The 19,552-nt window shown below is 50.3% G+C and carries 15 protein-coding genes and 2 riboswitches; of the genes, 5 read left to right on the top strand and 10 right to left on the bottom strand.

Features of this window, described 5'->3' with window-relative positions; genetic code table 11:
- Positions 1–218: 218 nt before the first annotated feature.
- The 5 genes from OIN60_RS00445 to gcvH form a co-directional block, all read right to left on the bottom strand.
- Positions 219–1,364, bottom strand: coding sequence for a mannitol-1-phosphate 5-dehydrogenase (locus OIN60_RS00445; protein ID WP_305752898.1), 1,146 nt, complete (start codon positions 1,362–1,364; stop codon positions 219–221).
- Positions 1,361–1,795 (bottom strand): PTS mannitol transporter subunit IIA, encoded by a 435-nt coding sequence (locus OIN60_RS00440; RefSeq protein WP_305752897.1) that lies wholly within the window; start codon positions 1,793–1,795, stop codon positions 1,361–1,363. Before OIN60_RS00440 ends, OIN60_RS00445 begins: the two co-directional genes overlap by 4 nt.
- Positions 1,792–3,876, bottom strand: coding sequence for a BglG family transcription antiterminator (locus OIN60_RS00435; RefSeq protein ID WP_305752896.1), 2,085 nt, complete (start codon positions 3,874–3,876; stop codon positions 1,792–1,794). Before OIN60_RS00435 ends, OIN60_RS00440 begins: the two co-directional genes overlap by 4 nt.
- Before the next feature lie 79 nt (positions 3,877–3,955).
- Positions 3,956–5,413 carry a PTS mannitol transporter subunit IIBC gene (locus tag OIN60_RS00430; protein WP_305752895.1) on the bottom strand — a complete coding sequence of 486 codons (1,458 nt, stop codon included), beginning with the start codon at positions 5,411–5,413 and terminating at the stop codon, positions 3,956–3,958.
- A gap of 485 nt (positions 5,414–5,898) precedes the next feature.
- Positions 5,899–6,294 carry a glycine cleavage system protein GcvH gene (gcvH, locus tag OIN60_RS00425; RefSeq protein WP_305752894.1) on the bottom strand — a complete coding sequence of 132 codons (396 nt, stop codon included), beginning with the start codon at positions 6,292–6,294 and terminating at the stop codon, positions 5,899–5,901.
- A 271-nt stretch (positions 6,295–6,565) separates the two neighbouring features.
- Positions 6,566–6,687, top strand: a riboswitch (glycine riboswitch).
- Positions 6,688–6,781, top strand: a riboswitch (glycine riboswitch). It begins immediately after the preceding riboswitch.
- A gap of 89 nt (positions 6,782–6,870) precedes the next feature.
- Between gcvH and gcvT the strand changes: the two genes are divergently transcribed.
- The 5 genes from gcvT to OIN60_RS00400 all read left to right on the top strand — a co-directional run bounded on the left by gcvT (position 6,871) and on the right by OIN60_RS00400 (position 12,390).
- Positions 6,871–7,971, top strand: coding sequence for a glycine cleavage system aminomethyltransferase GcvT (gene gcvT / locus OIN60_RS00420; RefSeq protein ID WP_305752893.1), 1,101 nt, complete (start codon positions 6,871–6,873; stop codon positions 7,969–7,971).
- Between the two features lie 40 nt (positions 7,972–8,011).
- Complete coding sequence (gene gcvPA / locus OIN60_RS00415) at positions 8,012–9,367, top strand: aminomethyl-transferring glycine dehydrogenase subunit GcvPA (protein ID WP_305752892.1); 1,356 nt, start codon at positions 8,012–8,014, stop codon at positions 9,365–9,367.
- Complete coding sequence (gene gcvPB, locus OIN60_RS00410; RefSeq protein WP_305752891.1) at positions 9,364–10,830, top strand: aminomethyl-transferring glycine dehydrogenase subunit GcvPB; 1,467 nt, start codon at positions 9,364–9,366, stop codon at positions 10,828–10,830. The genes gcvPA and gcvPB overlap by 4 nt, the downstream gene beginning before the upstream one ends.
- Positions 10,831–11,390: 560 nt before the next feature.
- The gene (locus OIN60_RS00405; RefSeq protein ID WP_305752890.1) at positions 11,391–12,134 is read left to right on the top strand and encodes a hypothetical protein; all 744 of its coding nucleotides are present in this window, start codon (positions 11,391–11,393) and stop codon (positions 12,132–12,134) included.
- Positions 12,115–12,390, top strand: coding sequence for a hypothetical protein (locus OIN60_RS00400; RefSeq protein ID WP_305752889.1), 276 nt, complete (start codon positions 12,115–12,117; stop codon positions 12,388–12,390). Before OIN60_RS00405 ends, OIN60_RS00400 begins: the two co-directional genes overlap by 20 nt.
- A 479-nt stretch (positions 12,391–12,869) precedes the next feature.
- Here the strand turns inward: OIN60_RS00400 and ptsP are convergent, their stop codons facing one another.
- From ptsP to OIN60_RS00375, 5 genes are all read right to left on the bottom strand, one after another.
- Positions 12,870–14,582 (bottom strand): phosphoenolpyruvate--protein phosphotransferase, encoded by a 1,713-nt coding sequence (gene ptsP / locus OIN60_RS00395; RefSeq protein WP_305752888.1) that lies wholly within the window; start codon positions 14,580–14,582, stop codon positions 12,870–12,872.
- Positions 14,575–14,850, bottom strand: a complete 276-nt coding sequence (locus OIN60_RS00390; RefSeq protein WP_305752887.1) for an HPr family phosphocarrier protein — start codon at positions 14,848–14,850, stop codon at positions 14,575–14,577. Before OIN60_RS00390 ends, ptsP begins: the two co-directional genes overlap by 8 nt.
- A 137-nt stretch (positions 14,851–14,987) precedes the next feature.
- A complete protein-coding gene (gene ptsG / locus OIN60_RS00385) occupies positions 14,988–17,033 on the bottom strand; it encodes a glucose-specific PTS transporter subunit IIBC (RefSeq protein WP_305752886.1) in 2,046 nt (681 codons plus the stop codon).
- 254 nt (positions 17,034–17,287) lie between these two features.
- Entirely contained in the window at positions 17,288–18,136 is an 849-nt protein-coding gene (glcT, locus tag OIN60_RS00380; protein ID WP_305752885.1) for a glucose PTS transporter transcription antiterminator GlcT, read from the bottom strand.
- A 204-nt stretch (positions 18,137–18,340) separates the two neighbouring features.
- Entirely contained in the window at positions 18,341–19,504 is a 1,164-nt protein-coding gene (locus OIN60_RS00375) for an iron-containing alcohol dehydrogenase (protein ID WP_305752884.1), read from the bottom strand.
- Positions 19,505–19,552 lie beyond the last annotated feature (48 nt).

The raw sequence follows: 19,552 nt of genomic DNA, 5'->3' as shown, positions 1-19,552 counted from the left end.
CTCCGGCAGCTTATCTATCGGACTTCTTTCCTGCTATACTAGCTTGCCTGATTCCAGCTTGTGGATGATGTTCTCCTCTATCCTATGTCATATTGCGGGTTGCTCGACATAAATGGGCTTAGAATACCGATTTTCAGGCTTATCAGGCTTATATGTAATAAAAAAGCATTCAGGCCCCCACATGAGGGGCCCAAATGCTTTTTGTTCAGTAAGTCATATTATGCGTTTAATGTCTCGTATTGCTCCAAAATTTGACGATGCACAGGATGATCCTGCGGGATTGAAGTATAACGTGTAATTGCAGCTGCTAAGCCCTCGTTGTGGATGGCTTCCTGCAATTCCACAACTTCTGGATCTTCAGTCACATTGAACTTGCAGGCAGCCGCCATGCCGAGAGCCAAATGATCCGGATTAATGCCATATTCATAAGCCTGCAGAGCTGGCCGAACGAGACGGTCATTCGGGGACAGCTTCCGCAGCGGCGAGCGGCCCACACGGCTCACTTCATCGGTCAGGTTCGGGTTGATGAACCGGCCCAAAATTTTGTTAATATATTTATCATGCTCCGCCTGATCAAAACCGAAGCGTTTAACGAGGACAGCGCCTGTTTCTTCCAGCGCTCCACGCACAGATGCAACTACCTTCTCGTCGGCAATGGCACTCTGTATCGTTTCGAAGCCTGCCACATAACCAAGGTAAGCTGCAACACAGTGTCCTGTGTTCACAGTGAACAGCTTTCGCTCAATATATGGCTCCAAGTTGTCGACGTACAGCACACCTTCGATTTCCGCATGATCCGGAGCCATTTGAGAACGGTCAACCACCCACTCATAGAATGGTTCCACCTGCACATGCAGCGGATCTTCATGGTGCTGTATCGGAACAATCCGGTCTACAGCCGCGTTCGGGAAGTAGATGGAAGTCTCCGCTTTTGCACGGACATCTTCTTCCAGCAGCGCAAACACATGCTCCTTCAGTTGTGCGCTGCCGCCGATTGCATTTTCGCAGGCGATCACATGAAGCGGGGACGCTCCATCGGCAATGCGCTGCGTAATGCCTTTGGCAATTCCCGGTGCGATATGCTTGAGAATATTGACACCAACCGCAGTGGTCACCAAATCCGCAGTCGCTACCGCACTGGCCACCTCATCCACATTTTTTCCGTCAATGGCGGTTACATTGGTTACGATTTCGGTATCCTTGGCATCATTGGCCAATTCCACAGTGTACTGCTTGCGGCTGCGCAGCTCGGACACAAGTGTATCGTTAACATCAGAGAAAATCACTTCATATCCGGCGCGCGACAGCAGCAATCCGATAAATCCACGTCCGATGTTCCCTGCTCCGAAGTGGACCGCTCTCATAGTTCCATCTCGCTTTCAAACAAGTCGATAATTTCCTGTGCAGAAGTCGCATTACGCAGCTTATCCATATTCTCTTCTTCGGAGCATACCACAGCGATTCCGGTCAGAATCTCCATGTGTTCTCCTCCCTGTGCCGCGATGCCGATCACCATATATGCTTTCTCCCCGTTGAAATCCACACCCTGCGGGTACTGGATAATGGAGATGCCAGTAGAATTGATAAATTCCTTGGATTCTTTCGTTCCATGCGGAATCGCCAGTCCGTTGCCTACATAAGTGGACACGATTTCCTCACGCTCAACCATCTTGTCGATGTATGCTTCCGTAATATGGCCTGCATCCAGCAGGATCTGGCCTGCCATGCGGATAGCCTCGTATTTGTCACTCGCTGTTGCGTTCATTTTTACTTTGTCTGTGGACATAATGCTCATTGTATGGTCCTCCCTGTCTCTAATTTGCTGCGAAAAAAATCAGCCAACTGATCTGCCATATAACTGGTGATCTCATCCCGGCTTCCGTATTCCAGCAGCGTGATCATTTCTCCTTGAAGCAGCAATGCGCTGATCTCGCTGAGCACCTCCAGGCTTTCCTTGGACAGCTCACGCGGGCCCAGCATTAACAGCACTTGTTTTACCGCTTCTTGTGCTCCTTCCAACTCCAGCGGCTCGCTCAGCCTGTACAGCGAAAGCGAAGGCGTGCGGATGTGTCGGCTGCGTGTATGAAACAAGGCAAGCGGTGTATCTGGAATCACCTGGCTGCCCTGCTGCTCTCTTCCGGCCAGAAGTTCAGCCACGGCTTCCGGATCATGGACGGTTCCCCGTCCGACCTCGGAAATACACATGGCGTACAAAACCTCATTCATATCCATTTCCCGGTTATCCAGCGGATAAATATGAAAATTCTGCACGATCCGCACAATCTCTTGCAGACTGTCCTTCAACCCGACCAGCCACCCCAATCCCTGGTTCGGTTCTACAACCTGCCCTTGCCTACCGCTAACCTTCTTGAGTGTTATGTTCTGGATAAAATGACGCAGGCGGTCACTCTCCTCCTGCGTCAGCAGTGGACTGATCTTCAGATACCGGTCCTTCTCCAGCGGCAGATCGACGGTAGAAATGACCAGATCATAATCCTTCTTAGGGATTCGAGCCGCCTCGAACCATGAAGCGCGGTCCACGATCTTGATTTGCGGGAGCTCCTTTGCCAGCCGTGTCGCCAGCAGCCTGGAAGAGCCGATTCCGCTGGTACATACCACAATGGCGCGCACCTCTCGCTGCAACTGGCGGAAACGTTCAATGGAAGCGCCAAAGTGCATGACCAGAAATCCCACTTCTTCATCAGGCACATCCAGCTCGGTTATGCCCGCCACCGCCCCCTTGACTGCTTCAAAGAGATCGGTGTAATCCTTGCGGATCTGCTGTAAAAGCGGATTGCGGATGGAGCTTCCATCCTTCAGCCTTTGCAATACCGGCTCAACATGGGCAATCAGCCCTTCACGCAGGAGGCGATCCTCTCCAAAATGCACACCTGCGCGTTCCTCCACCCGACGGATTAGCTCATTCACAATTTCCAGCAGCACGAGGTCATCCAGCGGCAGCAGCCTTGTCGAGCGATCCTCGGCGGAACGGAACAAATTTCTAAAATACCGTTTCTCCTGTTCCGAAAACTGAAGAGACAGCGCAACCGACAATTCATCGCATATGCGCTCAACCATCGCCGCACGAATCTTCTCCTCTTCTTCATTAGTGCCTGTGCCCAGGAGCATTTCCGATTCCAGCCGCTCTGCCCCGTAGCTTCGACGGATTCGGGCAACGGCCACCGAGAGCTGGATCAGCAGTTCCATATACTTGCTCTCCACCATGTTCTCGAGCCATTTTTCATTAGGCTGCCACAGAGCGTTTTCCACCGTCAGCATCACATCTCTTCCAATCAATTCCATTAGCTTATCCATAGCATGAGATGAATGTCTGACCGTGTCCCTTCCAAACAAGTCGGATTCATCCAAATGCTCTAGCCCAAGCTCGGAAATGGCGCGTCTGATGTCCGATTCTCTGCCTGTAATTTGTACACCGTATCCACGCTTGCGCACCAGGGTAAGCCCACGCTTGCCGATCCAGGATTGCAGCTCGTCAAGATCATGGCTGACGGTAGCCACCGTCACCTTTAAATCTGCCGCCAGCGACAACAGCTTGATCGGCTCGCTGTCATCCAGCAGCATGCACAAGCTGTAAATTTTTCGTTCTTCCGCCGAATACTCCACCGATTCCGAACGGAACAGTTGCTGGCGAAGCTGGAAAAGCCGAGAGGGATCGGCATCCAAATGGATTCCGATCCCGGATTTTTTCTCCAGCCTTACCCCATGGGGCTCCAGCCATTTCTCCACCGCACTTAGCTCGCGGAGAATGGTTCTCGTACTGACATTAATGCGGGCGGCAATGTCGCCCGCCGTCACCTCTCTGGTCTGCTGCAGCAGGAATTCAAGGATTTCGCTTTGTCGTTTGGTAATGTTCATGATACTGCTCCTCCCGATTTCGCTCTTGAACTGCCTGTGCGATTGACCTGGAAAGCTCTGCCGATAGGCGTATTACGAGTTATTTTTTCAGACGTTCCACGAGTTCCTCATATTCAGGGCTCTTCAGGAAGTTGTCGATGGAAATATGCTCCGCCTTCGGCGCAACCGTTTTGGCACGGTCAGTCAGCGTTTTCTGTGTAATAACGATGTCGGCGTCTTGCGGAATTTCGCTGATTGCCGTGTTCGTTACGACCACATCCACGCCGGCCTCCTTCATTTTCTTGCGGAGGATGGATGCGCCCATTGCGCTTGATCCCATACCCGCATCACAGGAGAATACGATTTTGTTGACATTTGTTTTCACATTGCTGGAAGCTACTGCTGCGGCACGATCCGCTTCACGGTTATCGGCTGCCACGGCTGCATTACCTGTTTTGCCTTGATTTTTCATATCTTTCATACGATCTGCGGCATCTTCCAGACTCTCTTCTGTTTGCTTACCGGTTTTGAGCAGGATAGCTGCAATAACGAAAGATACAACCGCTGCTACAACGACACCCGCCAGCATCGGCAGATAACCGCCTTTTGGTGTCATAAGGAAGTAAGCGAAAATACTTCCTGGCGAAGGAGCTGCTACCAGACCGGCGCCTGTAATCATAAATGTAAACGTACCTGCAACACCGCCTGCCATTGCGGCCAGGATCAAAATCGGTCTCATCAGAATGTACGGGAAGTAGATCTCATGAATACCACCAAAGAAGTGGATGATCGCTGCACCTGGAGCGGAAGCTTTAGCCGTTCCGCGACCCAGGAAGCAATAAGCAAGCAGAATACCAAGACCTGGACCAGGATTGGACTCCAGCATGAACAAAATCGATTTGCCCATCTGTGAGGCCTGCTCGGTTGCAAGTGGTGTCAAAATGCCGTGATTAATAGCATTGTTCAGGAACAATACTTTACCCGGCTCAATGAGCAGGTTAACGAGCGGCAGAAGTCCTGCATCCATCAAAAACTGTACACCAGCAGATAACACACTGCTGATCGCTTGAATAACTGGACCTATAATTGTATGCGCAAGCAGTGCAAGCGCCCCACCGATAATACCAGCGGAGAAGTTGTTGACCAGCATCTCAAAACCGGACTTTATTTTACCTTCAACCGCTTTGTCAAACTGTTTGATTACCCAGGCACCAAAGGGGCCTGCAGCCATTGCGCCGAGGAACATCGGAATGTCTGCGCCGACAATGACACCGATGGTCATGATCGCGCCGACCACGCCACCACGCTGACCATGTACCATGGTACCACCCGTGTAACCAATAAGCAGCGGCAGCAGGTACGTAATCATTGGACCGACCAACGCTCCAAATGTTTCATTCGGGAACCAGCCTGTTGGAATAAAGAGGGCCGTGATTAACCCCCAGGCGATAAAGGCGCCCATGTTCGGCATAACCATACCGCTCAGAAAGCGTCCGAATTTTTGCACGCCGACCCGCAGGCCTCCGCCGTTTCCGGACTTAGCGTCCACTGAACTCATTCTAAAAACCTCCTCAATGTATTGAAACCTTTAAGCAAGGATTCGTCAAAATTCGATACTAAAACGAAGTTATTTGTCGCTTTTTGTGATTTTGTCAAACCCTTAGGTAAAAGGCCTCATATCCTTTTGCTTATTTCATCCTAATTGAAAACGGTATCTCCATCAATAAAATGAAAATGCAATTTCGTCATGAACCTTGATGACAAAATTTAAATTTAAGATTTTATACTTCATTTTAATGCCTCCGGCCAGGTGATTAACGAAAGCCTATCTTTAATATAAACGGACATCCACGTTATTAACCGCAATTTCCCACACAACATTTCATTATTGCAATTTGACGGCCAAAACAGCAAAAAGCATGGCTGCTGTATCTCCTATAATGAGGCATAACAGCATCCATGCTTCTTAACATTCCTGAGAAAACAAAACCAGCTTCATGTCGTTTTTTGAAGGACGAGCTGTAATATAGGACAAATATCCTATTAAGCCTCTTCTACGAGGCGGCTGTATGCTTCCGCACTCAGCAGCTTGCTCACTGCATCATTCACGTCTCCATCAATCTGAATCTCAAACATCCAGCCTTCCTCATACGGTGAGCTGTTAACCAGCTCGGGCGAGTCCTGCAGCGACTCGTTCACTTTAATCACCGTGCCGCTCACCGGCGCATACAGATCAGATACCGTTTTTACCGATTCGATCGTACCAACGCTTGCACCGAGTTCCAGCGCGGCCCCCTGTTCAGGCAGTTCGACAAATACAATGTCGCCAAGCTGATGCTGGGCAAAATCGGAAATGCCGACCAGCAAGGTACCTTCTTCCGTAATTTTTACCCATTCATGCTCTTCACTGTACAAATAATTTTCCTTAACTTCGCTCATGTATACCGCTCCATTTCCACTGGAATTTCTCACCATGAAAAGACTTGATCGTTGCTTAACCTGCTCTTTGCGCCTTCTCGTTTTCAACGTAAGATTAAGCTAAGCAAGATTTAAATGTCAATATAGCTTACAGAAAATCACGTCTTTTTTTCCGGATAGAAGCACTGTAGGAAGGGTAATGGCTTACATTTAGGGATTAAACTAAAAATATGACAAATTTATTGACATATCCTCGGTGATCGCGTATTAATGTTTATAGATTCTATTGCGGATGAACGTATAGGGAGAGATTACCGACATTCCGGGAAGGATATCCGCGGGATCAGCAGGTAACGCCGAAGGAGTAAGCCGACGAACGGTGAATCTCTCAGGCAAAAGGACCTTTACCGGACGCGACTCTGGAGAGAATCCGCGGCAGCGGGTCACCCAAGGGGAAACCTGTCATCATACAGGGTAACTCTCAGGTATCAAGGACAGAGCTGAAGAATGGAATAGCTGGGAAGCTATTTACCGTTCTTTGGCCTGTCCTTTTTTGGTTTCCACAGCATTGCCAACACTTTTGTGAGGTGAATGAACTTGACCGCATTGAAAAGAACACCGCTGTACCCGCTTTATGCCGATTACCCCGGCGCGCGCTGCATTGACTTTGGCGGATGGGATCTGCCTGTCCAGTTCAGCGGGATTCAAAAGGAACACGAGGCTGTACGGGAACGTGCCGGACTGTTCGATGTCTCCCATATGGGAGAGTTCAACGTTACAGGCGCTGGTGCGGAAAGCTTTCTGCAGCATGTAACCACCAACGACGTATCCCAGCTTGAAGACGGCCAGGCCCAGTATACACTGATGTGTTATCCCGACGGGGGAGTCGTTGACGATCTGCTTGTCTACAAGCGGAGCAGCGATTCCTACATGCTCGTTGTGAATGCCTCCAACATCGAGAAGGACTGGGAATGGCTGCTGCAGCATAAGCCAGCGGATTTGCATATGGAAAATGTATCGGATCAGACCGCGCTGCTGGCCCTGCAGGGGCCAGTAGCAGCCGAAATTATATCCGGTGCTGCGGATCGCGACGTGGCCTCACTCAGCTCCTTCCGTTTTCATGAACATGTTGGCTTATTCGGCGCTTCCGCGCTCGTATCCCGCACAGGATATACCGGAGAAGACGGCTTCGAGATCTACTGCCGCGCCGAGGATGCCCCACAGATCTGGCAGGGACTGATGAGAGCAGGTGAAGCGCATGGTCTCGTGCCGACTGGTCTTGGTGCCCGGGATACGCTGCGCTTTGAAGCGAAGCTCCCGCTGTACGGCCAGGAACTGTCCTCCACGATTTCCCCCCTGGAAGCGGGACTCGGTTTCTTCGTCAAGCTGAATAAAAGTCCGTTTATCGGACAGGAAGCACTGCTGGCCCAGAAAGAACAGGGAACACCACGCAAGCTGGTCGGCCTGGAAATGCTGGACCGCGGCATTCCGCGTTCCCATTACCCCGTCTTCGCCGGGGACGCTCAGATTGGCGAAGTGACGACAGGTACACAATCCCCTACGCTTAAACGGAATTTGGGACTTGCGTTAATCGATAGCCGCTTTGCAGAGCTGGGCACGCAGGTTGAAGTGGAAATTAGAGGCAAACGCCTGCAGGCTGAAATTATCAAGGCACCGTTTTATAAACGCACGAAATAGAGATGGCCGGTTCAACCGGATTTTGAAAGGAGCGCAGTCAATGAATCAGCACAGATACCTACCGATGACCGAACAGGATCGCGCCGAAATGCTTCGTACTGTTGGCGCTGACAGCATTGAGGACCTGTTCAAGGATATTCCTGAAAAGATTCGTTTCCGGGGAGATCTTCCCGTTTCTTCCAGATTGAATGAACGGGCCCTGACCCGTCATATGTCCGCGCTGGCTGGCAAAAATGCCAGCAGCGAAACCCATGCCAGCTTTCTGGGAGCCGGCATCTACGATCACCATGTTCCTTCTGTCATCAATCATGTCATCTCCCGCTCGGAATTTTACACCGCCTACACCCCGTATCAGCCGGAGGTAAGCCAAGGTGAACTGCAGGCCATTTTTGAATTCCAATCCTATATATGCGAGCTGACCGGCATGGCCGTAGCCAATGCCAGTATGTATGACGGAGCAACCGCGCTGGCCGAAGCTGGCAATCTTGCAGCAGCCGCCACACGCCGCAAACGGCTCGTCGTATCCCGTGCGGTTCATCCCGAGGCCCGTCAGGTGCTGAGCACTTATGCGCACGGCCTTAACCTGGACATCGTTGAAGTAGGCTGCAAAAACGGTGTAACGGATTTTGAAGCGCTCGCTGCAGCGGTAACCGAAGATACCGCCGCCGTGCTGGTTCAGAATCCTAACTTCTTCGGTTCTATTGAAAATCTTCGCCCGATGGCCGAACTGATTCATGCGCAGAAAGGCCTGCTCGTGGTCAGTTCCAATCCGCTCTCACTCGGTCTGCTTGAAGCACCGGGCAAACTGGGCGCTGACATCGTAGTCGGTGACGCACAACCGCTTGGCATCTCCTCTTCGCTCGGCGGTCCGACCTGCGGTTACTTTGCCGTGTCGCAGGAGCATATGCGCCGCATTCCGGGAAGAATCGTCGGCCAAACGAAGGACCGCAACGGCAAGCGTGGCTTTGTCCTGACCCTTCAAGCACGCGAACAGCATATCCGCCGGGAAAAGGCGACGTCCAATATTTGCTCTAACCAAGCGCTGTTGGCGCTCTCTGCATCTGTCTACATGTCCGTTATGGGGAGAAATGGCATGATTGAGGTCGCTGAGCTAAACCTCCACAAAAGCCGGTATGCCTTTGAACGCCTCACCTCCCTGCCTGGGGTTACGACACCGTTCACGTCCCCGACCTTTAACGAGTTCGTGCTCGTTCTGCCGCAGGACACAGATTTGTCGGACCTGCAATCGCGTCTTCTGGATGCCGGTTTCATCGGAGGTTATGATCTGGGCAGAGACTACGAGGAGTATAAAAATCACATGCTGATTGCCGTAACAGAGCAAAGAAGCAAAGAAGAGATTGACCAATTCGCATCTGTGCTGGAGGAATTGCTATGACTCAATCCGAACACGATATGCCGCTGATTTTTGAACTGAGCAGTCCGGGACGCGTTGCCTTTTCGCTGCCTGAATGCGACGTTCCGCGCCGTCCGGCGGAGGAGCTCATTCCGTCCGAGCTGCTACGCAGTGAGCCTGCCGCGCTGCCGGAAGTCTATGAGGTGGACGTAATCCGTCATTACACCGAGCTGTCCCGCCGCAACTTCGGCGTAGATAACGGCTTTTATCCACTGGGCTCCTGTACGATGAAATACAATCCGAAAGTAAATGAAGACGTTGCTCGTTATGCCGGATTAGCGAAAATCCATCCTTATCAGCCGGAAGAAAGCATTCAGGGCGCGCTTGAGCTGCTGTATACGCTGCAAAACGATCTGGCGGGACTCACAGGCATGGATGCCGTAACACTGCAGCCTGCTGCCGGAGCCCATGGCGAATGGACCGGCCTGATGATGATCCGCGCTTATCACGAAAGCCGCGGCGAGCACCGCACCAAAGTCATTGTGCCCGATTCCTCGCACGGAACCAATCCGGCGAGCGCGACGGTTGCGGGCTTTGAGACGGTCACGATTCCGTCGACCGCTAAGGGACTTGTCGACCTGGACGCCCTGCGCGCCGCCGTTGGCAGCGACACCGCCGCGCTCATGCTGACAAATCCGAATACGTTGGGACTGTTCGAAGAACAGATCACAGAAATTGCGGAAATCGTGCATGAAGCGGGAGGACTGCTTTATTATGACGGAGCTAACTCCAACGCCATTATGGGCATCACCCGCCCGGGCGACATGGGATTTGACGTTGTGCATTTGAATCTGCACAAGACGATGAGTACCCCACACGGCGGAGGCGGCCCCGGAGCAGGCCCAGTCGGCGTCAAGCAGCTACTTGTTCCTTTTCTGCCTAAGCCGATGGTCGTTAAAAACGAGGATGACACGTACAGTTGGGATACGGAGCAGGCCAATTCTATCGGCCGAGTAAAAGCGTACTACGGCAATTTCGGCATTCTCGTCCGTGCTTATGCATATATCCGCACTTACGGACCAGACGGCTTACGTGCCGTATCGGAAAATGCCGTGCTGAATGCCAACTACATGATGCACCGCCTGGCACCCTACTATGAGATCCCTTATCCGGGTGTCTGCAAGCATGAATTCGTAATGTCAGGCCGGGGCTTGAAACAATACGGCGTTCGCACTCTTGATGTCGCCAAAAGACTGCTCGATTTCGGCTACCACCCGCCGACCGTATACTTCCCGCTCAATGTGGAGGAATGCATCATGATCGAGCCAACCGAAACAGAGAGCAAGGAAACACTCGACGGCTTTATAGATACGATGATTCGCATTGCCAAGGAAGCGGAGGAGAATCCGGAGCTGGTGATCAATGCTCCTTATACTACAGTGGTCACACGCCTGGATGAAACCACCGCCGCACGCAAGCCGGTTTTGAACTGCGCCTGCAGTTAATCCATTCCCCATTTCTGGGTGTCCCAGAAGGTCCATGGACCTTTTGGGACACCCTTTTGAACGTTTGAGACGCTCCGATAACGAAGCATTCCTCCAATCGCTACTACCTCCCAATTTCTGATAAATGATGTGTATTTCCTCGTTTTCGCCGTAAATCTCATTAACATCGACAAGATCTCATTAAGTAACATTGTATGTTACGAATATACAATTATTCCTAAAATGGTTCTTTTTCCCTATTCACGAGGTAAAAAAATCCTGTTAAATTGTTCTCATATGAAAAATTAATTAAAATTTTGACATCTTACGACAATAGTAAACTCATTAAACAGTGCGGACGAAAATCTGCAAGAGCTATGTTGGCCATTGTTACGCCAGTAAGCCGCCTAGTTTCGGAATTCGACGGAAACCTCCGTCTTATTCATATTATTCCACGAAAGATTAGGGGGGGTTGCGTGCAAATAAAGGCGGCACTTGATTGATTACTAGTGGTGAATGTTGAGCAGACAGCCTTACAAAAACTTTTATTATGAGACCGACAACTATGAAGGAGGCTAACTATGAGTAATCAAAGAGGAAATTACATCGACTTAACGGAAACGGTAAGCCTGTCTGAACCAGCGAGGCCGTACAGCCAATATGCGCCGGACATGCATGTTTCGGTCGGCTGTATCCCGTGTACCAGAGCCCACTTGTCGGCGGTTTCCGCTGCGCTCAAAGCCGGGGATGCAGAGACTGCCCGTGAAGAGATCGCTGCTTTGTTGGAGTACGATTTAACACCGGAGAAGCTGGCCGCCACACCGGAGAAAGACCGTGAGGTTTTAGCCAAATATGCGGCAAGTATTTCCTCTATTCAGAAAAAGTTAGCCGAACCTGTACCGGAGTTGACTGCGATCGCTGCATCACTCAAAGAAGCGCTCCGCTTCGCCAGAGCAGACGGTTTAGAGCATCCCGAAGTTCAAATACGGCTTGAACGATCAGAAGAACATGCGAATGGCTTGGAAAGGATTCGTTTCGCGCCTGAGAATCTGCAGCTGCTGGACGCGAAGATGCGCGAAGAAATTAAACAGGTGCTGCCTGAAATCCGTGAAGCGCGCCATAAACTTTTGAATGGCATTGTCACACCGGATGACCTTGAATGGGTGGCAGCCCGTTATGCTCAAATCTCGCGTAAAGTCAACGAAGAACCGGATCCGGAGACATTAGAACTTGCCCGGAAGGAAGCGACGGAACTGAACTCAAGGTTTCGCATGGATGTACTGAAAGCCTGGGGAGGCCAATCGTATGAGTCAACCAGACAATGAGAAAGTGTATGACTTGAGCACGGCATGCAGCCTCGAAGACCATCGCCAGTGCCAGTTTTCCACTGTTGTCGGCATGGCGGCTGATATCAGTGAACAGGAAGGTCTGGATCTGTCGCCACAGCTCAAGGTGATAATGGAAACGAAGAAGCTAACGGAGAGCAGCATGAAATCGGCTCTCCGCGAATGGGTGAATACCATTCCAGAGAGCCAAAAAGAAGTTGCCGCAGATCTGCTCAATATCGCTGAAAACGGATAATGTTTAATCCGGTAATACAACAAGCCGCTAGGTGCGCAAAACCACAGAGACTGCGCTAGTTAAATTAATGCCAGGATACCAGCCAGTTGCCGAATACTATGGAGGGGAGTCCACCCCTCCATTTCTTATGTTCGTTTAATCGTTTCTTACTTACCCAGATATCCAACATTGTGTTGATTCTCCTCGAACCCAGCCCAAACCTCAAAGCATCCTTTAAACAAGCGAAGCGTTCAAGGAAGATACTCCCCTGCCAAGTGCCCGGAATTCTTCTGAAGAAGCGAAGCGTTCGCCTTTGTCCCCGGATTTCTACCCTTATCTAATACAATTCAGGAAATCCGGGGACAACAGCGATCGGAAGAAGAATCCGGGTACGCCCCACATAAAAAAACCGGTATCCCCTTAGGAATACCGGTTGCTGAAGGACTCAGCATGAGTATGTTTTGGAAAAAGATAACACCTTGTGAAAAACGGATAAGATTTTAACCTTCAATGCTTTGAACCAATGCCACAACCTCTTCGGCTGTCTGCATGTCCAATGCTTGAGCGGCCAGCTTCTCCATGTCCGCGCGGGACAGCTTGGAAATCTGGCTGCGGGCAGGCAGGATGGATGTTGCGCTCATGCTGAACTCGTCAAGTCCAAGACCGAGCAGCAATGGAATCGCTGTAGCATCCCCTGCCATCTCACCACACATGCCAGCCCAACGGCCATTTGCATGAGCTGCATCAATAACCATTTTAACCAGACGCAGGATCGCAGGGTTGTATGGCTGATACAAGTAAGATACCCGCTCGTTCATACGGTCTGCCGCCATCGTATATTGAATCAGGTCATTGGTACCAATACTGAAGAAATCGACTTCCTTCGCGAACTGGTCGGCCAGAACGGCCGTTGATGGAATTTCCACCATGATGCCCAGCTGAATTTCCTCGGACACCGCAACACCTTCGGAAGCCAGCTTCGCTTTCTCCTCCAGCAGAACTGCCTTAGCTTCACGGAATTCACCCAATGTAGCAATCATAGGAAACATGATACGCAGGTTGCCGTGTACGCTTGCTCTCAGCAGAGCACGCAGCTGTGTCCGGAAAATATCCTGGCGGTCCAGGCAAAGACGAATCGCCCGGAAGCCCAGGAACGGGTTCATTTCTTTCGGCAGGTCCAGGTAAGGAAGCTCCTTGTCGCCGCCGATATCGAGTGTACGGACAACGACTGGCTTGCCTTCCATTTTCTCCAGAACGGTTTTGTAGGCATTGTACTGTACGTCTTCTGAAGGAAGCTTATCGCGTCCCATGTACAGGAATTCCGTACGATACAGGCCTACACCTTCTCCACCATTCTCAAGCACACCTGTAACGTCGTTCGGTGTTCCGATGTTGGCGGCCAGCTCGACGTGAACGCCGTCTGTCGATACGGTCGCTTCATCGCGCAATTTTCGCCATTCTTCGCGCTGCTTGTCATAAGCCTGCTGTTTTTGACGATATTCGGCAACCAGCTCTTCGCTCGGATTCACAAATACGTCTCCATCCAAACCGTCAACGATGATCAAATCACCGCTTTTTGCTTGGGAAAGAACGTTTTTTGTACCGACTACAGCCGGGATTTCGAGCGAACGTGCCATAATAGCGGAGTGTGATGTACGACCTCCAATATTTGTCGCAAAACCTTTGACATATTTACGGTTCAATTGCGCTGTGTCGGAAGGTGTCAAATCTTCTGCAAGCACAATTGTTTCTTCGCTGATTTCAGCAGGGCTCATAAACTTCAGTCCGAGCAGGTGATTCAGCACACGTTTGGTAACGTCGCGCATATCAGCCGCCCGCTCCTGCAGATATTCACTCTTCATATTTTCAAACATGACAATGAATTGCGACGCTGTTTCATCCAGCGCAAATTCTGCATTCACTTGTTCGTCTTTAATTTTAGCCTTAACCGGATCAATCAGCTCAGGATCGTTCAGGATCAGGAGGTGGGAAGCGAAAATTTCAGCCTTCTTCTCCCCCATTTCCTGAAGGGTCCGTTCCTTGATTTTCTCCAGCTCGGATTGCGACTGGGCCAATGCGGCGTCCAGCTTCGCGATTTCCGCTTCGACATCCGTTACCGTGCGTTTTTCTACAGAGTAATTAGGGTGCTCCAAGATAAACGCCTTGGCAATAGCGATGCCTGCCGAGGCAGCGATCCCGGAGATTTTAAGCATTTACTTCGCCCAGCCCTTCTTTAACCATAACATCTTCCAGCGCTTGCAGGGCTTCTGCCTCGTCTCCGCCTTCGCAGATGATGGTGATCGTATCGCCTTTTTCCAGGCCCAGGGACAGTACGCCCAGGATGGATTTCAAAGTTACTTTTTTGCCGTTAGCTTCAGCAAAGGATTCTACACCGCTGAATTTTGTCGCAGTGTTAACCAAGGCAGTTGCCGGACGAGCATGGATACCGTCTTCGTCAGTGATTGTAAATGTTCTTTGCATGATGATTCTCCCACTTTCTGAAATATATTATTTGTAAATCTGCCGCTTGCTGATATGGCATCAACCGCTTCTTCCCATAGAACGCTCCAGCGGTTCCCGAACCGTACAGGAACGTTCCTATCGGAAGCAGATCGTTATTATTTTATCGTAATAATTTTATCTTCGCCAGCTTTGAGTGTTCCGCTCTTGTCCAGCGTGACTCCAGCGCCCTGTGGCAGGTTGGAGAAGATGATCGAAGAGATGATCGATTTGGCATTGGCCTCCACGTACTCCAGATCGACTTTCATGATGGGCTGACCAGCAGATACAAGATCTCCCTCGTTCACCAAAACCTCAAAGCCCTGCCCTTTCAGCTTCACTGTGTTAACGCCGATATGAACCAGAACTTCCTTGCCTCCGTCAGACATAATGCCTATGGCGTGCTTGCTCGGGAATACGTTAAACACTTTACCATATACCGGAGAAACAATGCTGCCGTCATGTGGCAGCACCGCAAAACCATCACCGGTCATACGCTCGGAGAATACCGGATCCGGTACTTCCGTGATGGACAGCAGTTCGCCGTTCACCGGCATTACAATATCTTCGGCGATAATCGCTTGTCCCGACTCGCCTGCTGCTCTTTCTTCCTCAGGAGAAGGATTAGCTGGAGTTGGAGCCGGTGTACGACCTGCCATAATATCCTGCATTTGCGATTTAATCGTATCAGAACGTGTACCGAAAATAGCCTGCACGTTATTGCCGACTTCCAGCACACCGGATGCGCCGAGCTGCTTCAGACGGTTTTTGTCGACATTGGCTTTTTCATTGACTTCGATACGCAGACGCGTGATACAAGCATCCAGATGCTTGATGTTGGACGCACCGCCGAATGCCGCCAAAATATTATGTGGAAGATCATCGGTGCTTCCTCCGCCAGTCCCGCCTTCAGCCTCATCCGTTTGCTCTTCGCGTCCCGGTGTCTTGAGATTGAACTTGCGGATGATAAAGCGGAAGCCAAAGTAGTAGATCACTGCCAGCACAAGACCAACGATAATCACATACCACCAAGGGGTCCGATTAGGCAGAATACCGAAGATCAGGAAATCGATAAAACCGCCGGAGAACGTCATACCAATTTTTACATTCAGCAGATACATCGTCATGAAGGACAAACCCGCAAAGATCGTATGCACTGCGAACAGCAGCGGAGCCACGAACAGGAAGGAGAATTCCAGCGGCTCCGTAATACCTGTCAGGAACGAAGTCAATGCGGCGGAACCCATGATACCTGCCACATATTTCTTGTGCTCCGGTCTTGCTTCGTGATACATGGCCAAAGCTGCTGCAGGAAGTCCGAACATCATGAACGGGAACTTACCAACCTGGAATGCGCCTGCCGTGAAGTCTACACCATCTCTTAGCTGAGCCATGAAAATCCGCTGATCCCCGCGGATAACCTGACCTGCATTGTTGACATATTCGCCAAACTCGTACCAGAACGGCGAGTAGAAAATATGGTGCAAGCCGAAAGGAATAAGCGCTCGTTCGATCACACCGAAGATAAACGTTGCCAATACAGGATTCGAATCCACCATAAAGTGGGATACAGCATTCAGGAACCCTTGAATCGGCGGCCAGATGACAACCAGCAGCAGGCCGATGATCAGTGCGCCTAGCGAGGTTACAATCGGGACAAACCGTTTGCCGGCAAAAAAGCCGAGATAGGACGGCAGTTCGATTTTGAAAAAACGGTTATACATGGCTGCGGCCAGGATACCGATAATGATACCGCCGAAGACGCCTGTTGAAAGCGTCGGAATCCCCAGCACGGTTGCGTATCCTGTTACCGATGAAGCGAGCTGAGGAGTTACGCCAACCGCAGTCCCCAGCGTTACGTTCATGATCAGATAGCCGATGATGGCGGCCAGACCCGCGACACCTTCACCGTTGGCCAAACCGACGGCAACACCCACCGCGAACAACAGCGCCAGATTGTCAAAAACAATTTGACCGGCATTCATCATGATGGTAGCAATGGATTCTACCCAGCCCGCGCCCAGGAAAGGCATATACTGAATCAAATCCGGGTTAATCAGGGCGTTACCAATCCCCAGCAGCAAACCGGCTGCAGGGAGAATGGCTACGGGAAGCATCAAAGCTTTACCGACACGCTGTAAAACGCCGAAAAGCTTTTTGAACATGGAGCCCACATCCTTCTTTAAAATATTCATTTCAAAACAACAACAGAAAAAGGCATGAGCGAAATAAAGCACGTTATTGGCAACCTTGGGATGTAGCTTTCCCCTTGTAGGCTGTCTCCAATCATACTTTAATCAACTCATGCCTGATCGAATCAGTAACACGTTTTCATCTTCAATTGTTGTTTTGCTAATTGACGAGAGTCATTGTAGCACACGTTCGACAAAAAATGCAATCCTTTTCATTACAAAAGATTTCAGATTTCTTCCTTCCGTTGCTGCAGCCGCTGAAGGTGCATCGTCAGATAGCTGACTTCCGCCGGATAAACGGGCTGATGCAATCGATTTTCCATAATTTTGGTCAACTGCCACGCAAGCATGTACATTTCCGGATATTCCGCATGCAGAAGCTTATCGAGCTTATGCATTTCCTCTACCTTCTCACCGCGCCGGATTCTCTCCAGCGTAAATCTCAAATGGGTCAGCAGCCTGGAATAATCCAGCGAATCCATAGGGATTTTATAATCAAGTGTCGTTTCAACCACCTGCACCATATCCGAAATGAGCTGGGAGTGCTCTTTGACCTGTGAGATATGCTGATTGGTCATGGCGCTGTAAATATGGAGGGCGATAAAACCGATTTCGTCATTGCCCAAATCAATGTTCAGCTTATTGCGGATCTTCATAACCGCGGATTCAGCCAATTTATATTCTTCCGGGTAGATCTCCTTCGTCTCGTATAAAAATGGATTATGAATCGTAATTCCCTGCTCCTTACGCTTCATAGCGAAGGCAATATGGTCGGTTAAAGCAATATGGATATGCTGGTTCAGGGCAGCGTTAACCTGATTTTCAATATCATGTATCACTTCGCCGATAATTTCAATCAGCTTCTCATCGACCTGGGGAATGAGCTGTTTGTACTGCTCCTGCTCTTCCTGATTCGTCAGGATGAACATTTTCTCCACTGCAGCCAATGAAATCTGATCTCTGGATTTACGATTGAAACCGATTCCTTTTCCGATGACGACAACTTCCTGATACTCCGGATGAATGCCTATAATAACGTTATTATTGAGTACCTTGGACACTTGTAGGCTGCTCACATTCGCACCTCATTTTTCAAACCCACTTCTATCAGCTAAAAGTAACAAATATTGCGCTACAGGTCAAATAGAAGTGCTTACCGCCCTGCAGAAGTTGTAACAAGGGTATCCATTTGCTTTGGAAATGTCCAATGAACACAAAAAAGCTGCCCTCAGTCAATAAATGACTGAAAGCAGCCTGGATAGTCGAAATAGTATGGACACCTACAAGGAAGCTTTATAGATAGCTACAACATCCTCGCGCTGCAGCTTGTTGAAGCCGCCGAAAGGCCCGAAGCGCATGGCTTTATCCGCCATCAGCTCAATGTCCTTATCCCCGATATCATAATCAGCCAGACGGCTTGGGGCACCAATGGAGCTCCAGAAGTCACGCAGTGCCTGAATGCCTTCTTCAGCCACCTGCTCATCAGACTTACCTGTCGGATTTACATTGAACACATTAACCGCAAGCCGCTTGAAGCGTTCCGGCTTCACATGCAGGTTATATTTCATCCAGTTCGGGAAGATAATCGCAAGGCCTCCGCCATGCGGAATATCGTATACAGCCGACACCGCATGTTCAATGTTATGCGTTGCCCAATCGCCCGTGAGTCCCATGCTCAGGAATCCGTTCAGCGCCATCGTGCCGCAGTACATAATCGCCTCACGCAGCTCGTAGTTTTCAAGATCCTCCACAAGCTGCGGAGCCGTTTCAATAACGGTACGCAGAACGGCTTCACACCAGCCCAGCTGCACATGGGTATTCGTATCCAGATGGAAATAATGCTCCAGAACATGGGTCATCATATCAACCATGCCGTATACCGTCTGATCTTTAGGCAACGTGAAGGTAAACGTAGGATCGAGAATGGAAAACGCCGGAAATGTAAGCGGACTGCTCCAGCCCATTTTCTCCTGGGTAGCTTCATTCGTAATGACCGATCCGCTGTTCATTTCGGACCCGGTCGCCGCCATCGTCAGCACGGTACCAAACGGCAGCGCATCCTGAGGAACGGCTTTGCGTTCAACAAAATCCCACATGTCCCCGTCATATTTGGCACCCACAGCAATCGCCTTGACACAATCAAGCACGCTGCCGCCGCCCACCGCCAAAATCAGGTCAATATGGTTATCCTTACACATTTCTACGCCTTTATGTACTGTGGAGAGGCGCGGATTCGGTTCAACGCCTGCCAGTTCAGTAACTTCCGCATCACTTTCGCGCAGCAGTCCAATCACCTGATCATACAGGCCGCTACGCTTAATGCTGCCGCCGCCATATACAAGAAGGATACGTTTACCGTATTTCGGAACCTCGCGTTTGAGCAGTTCAAGCTGACCCTTGCCAAAAATTAAGCGGGTCGGATTACGAAATTCAAATGCTTTCATCGTAAACGTTCGCCTCCAATGTTTAGATTAGTTTTTTTATCCGTACTC

Source organism: Paenibacillus zeirhizosphaerae (genome assembly GCF_030705605.1).
Taxonomy (GTDB): domain Bacteria; phylum Bacillota; class Bacilli; order Paenibacillales; family Paenibacillaceae; genus Paenibacillus; species Paenibacillus zeirhizosphaerae.
The sequence above is the reverse complement of the archived record's forward strand: the minus strand, read 5'-3'. Positions and strand labels throughout refer to the sequence as shown.

Bases quoted from the DNA above. Each gene is read 5' to 3' on its own strand.
- OIN60_RS00405 (WP_305752890.1), top strand. From the start codon at position 11,391: ATGAGTAATCAAAGAGGAAATTACATCGACTTAACGGAAACGGTAAGC.
- ptsG (WP_305752886.1), bottom strand. From the start codon at position 17,033: ATGTTCAAAAAGCTTTTCGGCGTTTTACAGCGTGTCGGTAAAGCTTTG.
- OIN60_RS00445 (WP_305752898.1), bottom strand. From the start codon at position 1,364: ATGAGAGCGGTCCACTTCGGAGCAGGGAACATCGGACGTGGATTTATC.
- gcvPA (WP_305752892.1), top strand. From the start codon at position 8,012: ATGAATCAGCACAGATACCTACCGATGACCGAACAGGATCGCGCCGAA.
- OIN60_RS00435 (WP_305752896.1), bottom strand. From the start codon at position 3,876: ATGAACATTACCAAACGACAAAGCGAAATCCTTGAATTCCTGCTGCAG.
- OIN60_RS00430 (WP_305752895.1), bottom strand. From the start codon at position 5,413: ATGAGTTCAGTGGACGCTAAGTCCGGAAACGGCGGAGGCCTGCGGGTC.
- gcvPB (WP_305752891.1), top strand. From the start codon at position 9,364: ATGACTCAATCCGAACACGATATGCCGCTGATTTTTGAACTGAGCAGT.
- OIN60_RS00440 (WP_305752897.1), bottom strand. From the start codon at position 1,795: ATGAGCATTATGTCCACAGACAAAGTAAAAATGAACGCAACAGCGAGT.
- OIN60_RS00390 (WP_305752887.1), bottom strand. From the start codon at position 14,850: ATGCAAAGAACATTTACAATCACTGACGAAGACGGTATCCATGCTCGT.
- gcvH (WP_305752894.1), bottom strand. From the start codon at position 6,294: ATGAGCGAAGTTAAGGAAAATTATTTGTACAGTGAAGAGCATGAATGG.
- OIN60_RS00400 (WP_305752889.1), top strand. From the start codon at position 12,115: ATGAGTCAACCAGACAATGAGAAAGTGTATGACTTGAGCACGGCATGC.
- OIN60_RS00375 (WP_305752884.1), bottom strand. From the start codon at position 19,504: ATGAAAGCATTTGAATTTCGTAATCCGACCCGCTTAATTTTTGGCAAG.
- ptsP (WP_305752888.1), bottom strand. From the start codon at position 14,582: ATGCTTAAAATCTCCGGGATCGCTGCCTCGGCAGGCATCGCTATTGCC.